Here is a 6041-nt window from a genome sequence, read left to right on the forward strand (position 1 = left end):
ACGGCCATGGACGACACCCAGATTTGGCAGACGATCGACACCGAGCGCGCGGCGACCGCGGATCTGCTCGCCGGGCTCTCGGACGTGGAGTGGACCTACCCGTCGCTGTGCGAGGGCTGGACGGTGCGCGAGGTCGCCGCCCACATCTCGATGGCCCGCCGCGTCAGCATGGGTACGGCGTTCAAGGAGTTCGTCAAAGCCCGCGGCAGCTTCAACCGCATGGTCGACCGGACCGCGCGCGAGGAGGCCCGCAGACCGACCGCCGAGCTCGTCGCGGAACTGCGCGGCGCCGTCGGGTACCACAAGCTCGCGCCCGGCCAGTCGCTCAAGAACGCGCTGATGGACATCATGGTCCACTCGCAGGACATCGCCCTGCCGCTCGGCATCGAACGCCACATGCCGATCGACGCCGCCGTCGTCGCCGCGGACGACCTCTGGCGGATCGGCTTCCCGTTCCACGCGCGCCGCCGGCTGGCCGGACATCGGCTCGTCGCCACCGACGCCGACTGGTCCGCGGGCGAGGGCACCGAGGTCAGCGGCCCGATCGAGGCCCTGGTGATGCTGCTCGCCGGGCGCTCCGCCACCATCCCGCGGCTTACCGGCCTGCGCGTCTAACCGAGCACGCGGACCAGCCGCCGGCACACGTGGACGCGCTCGAACCGTTGGCGCAGCTCGGTTTCCCGCTCGATTCTGGCGTGCAGGAACGCTCCGACCGGCGTCAGGCCGTATTTGGCGTTCAGCACTGTGCCCACTTCGTCCGGTGAGGCGTACACGTGCAGATAGCGTGTCGTTTCCAGGAAGTCGTTGCGCGCGAACCAGCCCAACGCCTGTTCGTCCTCACGAGTCCACGCATCGAGCGCGCGCACTCGGCACCGTTCCAACCGGCGCAGCGCTTCGCCCAGCAACGCCGTAGCGATCCCCCGGCCCTGGCGGTCCGGGTGCACGAAGACGGTGCCGATGGACGCCTCTGGCCCCGGCACCGACACGTCCAGCGCGCCGACCACGATGCCGTCCTCGATCGCGACGAGTTCGAGATCGGCGCGGCGCTTGGCCTGCCAGACGTCGTCGTAGCTGCTCGTCGTGACGAATGCCAGCACCCGGCAGCGCAGCCAGGACGCCCCGTCCGCCGTCTCGTAGTCCCGGATCTCCGCGGGCGGCACCAGCGCCCGCGGTACCGCTGGGCCGCCCGATGCTCCCAGCAGGCTCAGCCCTCCAGCTCGACCCCGTGCGGCGTCGACCACGTCGTCCCCCAAACCACTTCAGCCGGACGTCTCCGGCACCGTCCAGGGTTCCCGATGTCCGGCCTGCTCGCACGCATGTTTCGCCGTCACCGTTTGCCAGGAACATACTCAGTATGCATACTCGGTAGGTATGTCGGTCAAACACGGTCTGCTCGCTCTGCTGGAGCGCGGGCCCATGTACGGCTACCAGCTGCGGGCGGCGTTCGATTCAGCCACCGGCGGCACGTGGCCGTTGAACATCGGGCAGGTCTACACGACGTTGGCACGCCTGGAGCGTGACGATTTGGTCGAGGCGCTGCCCGAGAACGAGGGGCAGCGCCCCTACGAGATCACCGCGCAGGGCCGCACCGAGCTCAAGAAGTGGTTCGCGTCGCCGGTGCGGCGCGGCGACCGGCCGCGCGACGAGGTGGCGATCAAGCTCGCCCTCGCCATCACCACACCGGGCGTCGACGTCGCCAAGGTCGTGATGACCCAGCGCACGGCCACGATGCGCACGTTGCAGGAGTACACGAGGCTCAAGACCCAGCCCGGCGACCTGCCGTGGCTGCTCGTGCTCGACGCGATGATCTTCCAGGCCGAGGCCGAACTGCGCTGGCTCGACCACTGCGAGGCGAGCCTGCTGCGCTACGAACCCAAGGCCGTCCCCGAGACGACCGATGTCGAGGTGCCGCGATGACCGTCCTCGAACTGCGCGACGTGCACCGTGTCCACGGCGCCGGAGAGACCGCGGTCAACGCCCTCAACGGCGTCGCGCTCACCGTCGACCCCGGCGAGCTCGTCGCCGTGATGGGCCCGTCCGGCTCCGGCAAGTCGACGCTGCTGAACCTCGCCGGCGGCCTCGACAGCCCGACCAGCGGCCAGGTCCTGGTCGACGGCACCAGCCTGCAGTCCCTGTCCCGCAAGCAACTCGCCGCCTGGCGCCGCAAGCGCATCGGCTACGTCTTCCAGGACCTCAACCTCATCGCGAGCCTCACCGCCGCCGAGAACGTCGCACTCCCCCTCGACCTCGACGGCGTCCGCAAATCGCGCCGGCTGGCCGAGCAGGCACTGTCCGAAGTGGACCTCGACGGCTACGCGGACCGCTTCCCCGACGAGATGTCCGGCGGCCAGCAGCAACGCGTCGCCATCGCCCGCGCCCTGATCGGCGAACGCCGCCTGGTCCTCGCCGACGAACCGACCGGCGCCCTCGACTCCCGCACCGGCGAGACCGTCCTGCGCCTCCTGCGGTCCAAAGTGGACGCCGGGGCCGCCGCCGTCCTCGTCACGCACGACGCCCGTCACGCCGCCTGGGCCGACCGCGTGATCTTCCTGCGCGACGGCGTGGTCGTCGACGTCTCGACCCGCGACCAGCCAGAAGAACTGCTGAGCACCCCGTGACCGGATGGCGCGCGGCACTGCGCATCGCCTGGCGCGAGGCCCGCAGGTCCCGCGGCCGCTCCGCCCTCGTCGTAGCCCTGATCCTGATCCCGGTGGCCGCGCTGTCGTTCGCGGCAATCGTCTACGACTCGACCGAACTGACCCCCGACGAGGACGCCTCCCGCCACATGGGCACCGCCGAGGCGCTGGTCAGATGGCCCAGCAACGCCCCGGTCGTCCAGCAACCCGACCAGCTCCTCGGTGTCCCGGCCGGCAAGGGCGAGGGCCCAGAACCGTCACAGGAACGCCTGCAAGCCCTCCTGCCCGGCTCCCAGCTGCTGTCCGTCCAGCGCACCGGCATCACCATCCGCACCACCGCGGGCCTGGGCCGCGCCGAAGCCCGCATGCTCGACCTCACCAACCCGCTGACCCAGGGCACCGTCACCGTCCTGGAGGGCCGCGCGGCCACCAGCACCACCGAAGTAGCGTTGTCCCGCAAGGCGATGGACCGCACCGGAGCCAAGATCGGCGGCACGATCACCACCGAGGACGGGCGCACCCTCACCGTCGTAGGCCTCGTCGAAGAACCCGGCGCCCTGGAGAGCACCACGGTCGTCGCCCTGCCGGGCACGTTCGCCAACGCCGGCCAGATGTGGCTCGTGACCACTCCGCTCACCTGGGCGAAGGTCAAGGAGCTCAACAAACTCGGCATCGTCGCGATGTCCCGCACCGTCCTGCGCGACCCGCCACCCGCCACCGAGCACTACCCCCAACTCGACCGCGGCAACCAACTGCGCACCGAGTTCCTGATGCTCATCGCGGGCCTGGCCGTGCTGGAAATGGCCCTGCTGGCAGGCTCCGCCCTGGCCGTAGGAGCCCGCCGCCGCAAACGCGACCTGGCCCTCGTGGCCGCGGTGGGCGGCGCCCCGTCCCACGTCCGCCGCATAGTCCTGGCCGACGGCGTGGTCCTCGGCGCTCTTTCCGCCCTGGGAGGCGTGGCACTCGGCACGCTCACCGCCATCCTGTGCCGCCCGCTGATCGAGACCGCCATCGAAGAACGCTATGGCGCCCAACGCTTCTACCCCACCGCCCTGCTGGCCCTGGCCCTGCTCGCCGTCGTCACCGGCCTGCTGGCAGCCCTAGTACCAGCATGGATCTCCTCCCGCCAGGACGTGGTGACCGCCCTGGCCGGCCGCCGCGGCATCACCCGCTCCCGCCGCCGCTGGCTGGCCCTCGGCCTGATCCTCATCGCGGCAGGCGTCGCAACCGGCGTCTTCACCGCGATCCGGATGGAGATCGCCGGCATCCTCATCGCCCTGATCCTCACCGAGATCGGCCTGATCCTCTGCACCCCAGCGCTACTCGGCCTGCTGGCGAAAGCCGGCCGCTGGCTCCCGGTGGCCCTCCGCATCGCCCTGCGCGACGCCTCCCGCAACCGCACCGCCGCCGCCCCGGCCATCTCGGCCGTGATGACAGCCGTGATCGGCGCGGTGGCCGTCAGCGTGATGCTGACCTCCCAAGCAGCACAAGAAGAAACCCAGCTCGCGGGCACCATGGGAGACGTGAACGTCCACCGCCTGAACGACCTGGCCAAGGCCGACACCTCGATCCCGCCTTCGGTGACCACCGCCATCCGCAACACCATGCCGGTAGCCGAAGCCCACGAGATCAAACTCCTCTCGTGCGACGGCGGCCCGTGCTTCGCCCACGTCCGCCCGCCACAAGACCGCGAGTGCCCGTACTCCCTGGACGTGATCAACCGCGAACCCACCAAGTCCGAAGAACAAGCGGCCCTCCAAGACCGCCGCTGCGACAACACGGGCCGCCCCCACCGCTACTTCGGCACCATCACCACCCCGAAAGGCTTTCTGGTAGTGGCCACCCCGGACGCCGCCGCCACCCTCTTCAACCTGCCACCACAGGACATCGCCCCCACCCAGGCCGCCCTGCGCGAAGGCAAGGTGGTCGTCAACGACCCCAACCTGGTCGCCAACGGCCAACTCCTCATCGCCACCGGCGTGCAAGCCACCACAACACCTGCCCCAGCCCACGCCGTAGGTCAAAACTCGGCCCCACTGGCCATGATGACCGAGGAAACCGCCCGAACCCTCGGCTACGAGGTGGCCGCCTTCACCATCTTCGCCACCACAACGCGCATGCCCACCCAAGCCGAGGAAGACGCCCTGACCGCAGCCCTGAGCGGCGGCCAGTACGAGGTGAACGTAGACCGCCCAACCGAATCCGAAGTACAACGCTCCCTGAGCATCCTCGCCCTGGTAGCAGGCATCATCACGCTGGCGGCAGCCGCCCTGGCCACCGGCCTGGCAGCAGCCGACGGCCGCCGCGACCTCACCACCCTCGCCGCAGTGGGCGCCACCCCGACCCTCCGCAAACTCCTGTCACTGAGCCAAGCAGGAGTAATCGCAGGCACAGGCGGCCTCCTGGGCACAGCAGCAGGCGTCGGCTCAGCCCTGGCCCTGCTGGCAGCCCTGAACGTCGGCTACGCCAGCCAATGGCCCCAACCACCCCTGAACCCGCTGACAGTCCCCTGGCAGAACATCCTGGTCCCCCTGCTGGTAATCCCAGCGGTGGCAATGCTGGGCGCGGCCCTCTTCACCCGTTCCCGCCTGCCGATCGAACGCCGCGAATAGGCTGCGCGGGTGACAACCTTCGCGATTGTGCACGGAGCAGGCGACGTGGGCTGGTCGTGGCACCTGGTAGCGGCAGCTCTAGAAGCCAAGGGCCACACCACAATCGCCCCAGACCTCCCCACCGAAGACGAGTCGAAGGACCTGACGGACTGGGCGTCCACAGTGGTGAACGCCCTCCCGTCCACTTCGGACGTAGTGGTAGTGGGCCACTCGTTCGGCGGCTTCACCGCTCCCTTGGTAGCCCAACAAGTCAACGCCTCAGCACTGGTCCTGGTAACCGCGATGCTCCCCAAACCAGGCGAAACGCCAGGCGCCTGGTGGGAGAACGCGGGCTACACGGACAGCGGCCTGGAAGACCAGTTCTGGCACGACGTCCCAGCAGACCTGGCCGAAGAGTCACAGAAGCGGGAACGCGGCGTATCGGAGACCGCCATGGCCAAGCCCTGGCCACTAACCGCCATGCCCGACGTGCCGACGCACTTCATCCTGTGCACCGAGGACAGGTTCTTCACACCGGAGTTCATGCGAGGAGTGGTGGCCGACCGCCTACCAGGAGTGGAACCGGTAGAACTGGCAGCGGGCCACTGCGCACAACTGAGCAAGCCCAACGAACTGGCAGAGCTACTGGCCCACTACGCACGCTGACGCAGGGGTACCCCCTCGAATCGAATCCCCCGCGTCCCAAGGTACAAGGCGACACCGACAAGATCGGAAACTCACGACGGCAGCCAAAGACCAGCACTCAAGCCCGAAGCCGCAGGCGAGGCGACCCAATGGCGAAGCCGAGGCGCCC

Annotated in this window: 6 protein-coding genes; 5 read left to right on the plus strand and 1 reads right to left on the minus strand. The window is 69.4% G+C overall.

Annotated elements, in window-relative coordinates:
* The first annotated feature begins 6 nt into the window (after nucleotides 1–6).
* Nucleotides 7–615: a maleylpyruvate isomerase family mycothiol-dependent enzyme gene (locus SK803_RS35365; protein ID WP_319970540.1), complete on the plus strand. Its 609-nt coding sequence runs from the start codon at nucleotides 7–9 to the stop codon at nucleotides 613–615.
* On the opposite strand, the gene SK803_RS35370 is transcribed toward SK803_RS35365, so the two are convergent.
* A complete protein-coding gene (locus tag SK803_RS35370; RefSeq protein ID WP_319970541.1) occupies nucleotides 612–1253 on the minus strand; it encodes a GNAT family N-acetyltransferase in 642 nt (213 codons plus the stop codon). The two genes, SK803_RS35365 and SK803_RS35370, sit on opposite strands and share 4 nt — an antisense overlap.
* Before the next feature lie 118 nt (nucleotides 1254–1371).
* On the opposite strand from SK803_RS35370, the gene SK803_RS35375 reads away from it, so the two are divergent.
* From SK803_RS35375 to SK803_RS35390, 4 genes are read left to right on the plus strand one after another with little or no spacing between them, the layout of a single operon-like run.
* Nucleotides 1372–1917, plus strand: a complete 546-nt coding sequence (locus SK803_RS35375; protein WP_319970542.1) for a PadR family transcriptional regulator — start codon at nucleotides 1372–1374, stop codon at nucleotides 1915–1917.
* Nucleotides 1914–2618, plus strand: coding sequence for an ABC transporter ATP-binding protein (locus SK803_RS35380; protein ID WP_319970543.1), 705 nt, complete (start codon nucleotides 1914–1916; stop codon nucleotides 2616–2618). The genes SK803_RS35375 and SK803_RS35380 overlap by 4 nt, the downstream gene beginning before the upstream one ends.
* On the plus strand, nucleotides 2615–5248 hold the full coding sequence (locus tag SK803_RS35385; RefSeq protein ID WP_319970544.1) for an FtsX-like permease family protein: 2634 nt from the start codon (nucleotides 2615–2617) through the stop codon (nucleotides 5246–5248). Before SK803_RS35380 ends, SK803_RS35385 begins: the two co-directional genes overlap by 4 nt.
* Before the next feature lie 9 nt (nucleotides 5249–5257).
* The gene (locus SK803_RS35390; RefSeq protein WP_319970545.1) at nucleotides 5258–5893 is read left to right on the plus strand and encodes an alpha/beta fold hydrolase; all 636 of its coding nucleotides are present in this window, start codon (nucleotides 5258–5260) and stop codon (nucleotides 5891–5893) included.
* Nucleotides 5894–6041: the final 148 nt, after the last annotated feature.

The organism is Lentzea miocenica, assembly GCF_033949945.1.
GTDB classification, from domain to species: Bacteria; Actinomycetota; Actinomycetes; order Mycobacteriales; family Pseudonocardiaceae; genus Lentzea; species Lentzea miocenica.

Bases quoted from the DNA above. Each gene is read 5' to 3' on its own strand.
- SK803_RS35365 (WP_319970540.1), top strand. From the start codon at position 7: ATGGACGACACCCAGATTTGGCAGACGATCGACACCGAGCGCGCGGCG.
- SK803_RS35375 (WP_319970542.1), top strand. From the start codon at position 1,372: ATGTCGGTCAAACACGGTCTGCTCGCTCTGCTGGAGCGCGGGCCCATG.
- SK803_RS35380 (WP_319970543.1), top strand. From the start codon at position 1,914: ATGACCGTCCTCGAACTGCGCGACGTGCACCGTGTCCACGGCGCCGGA.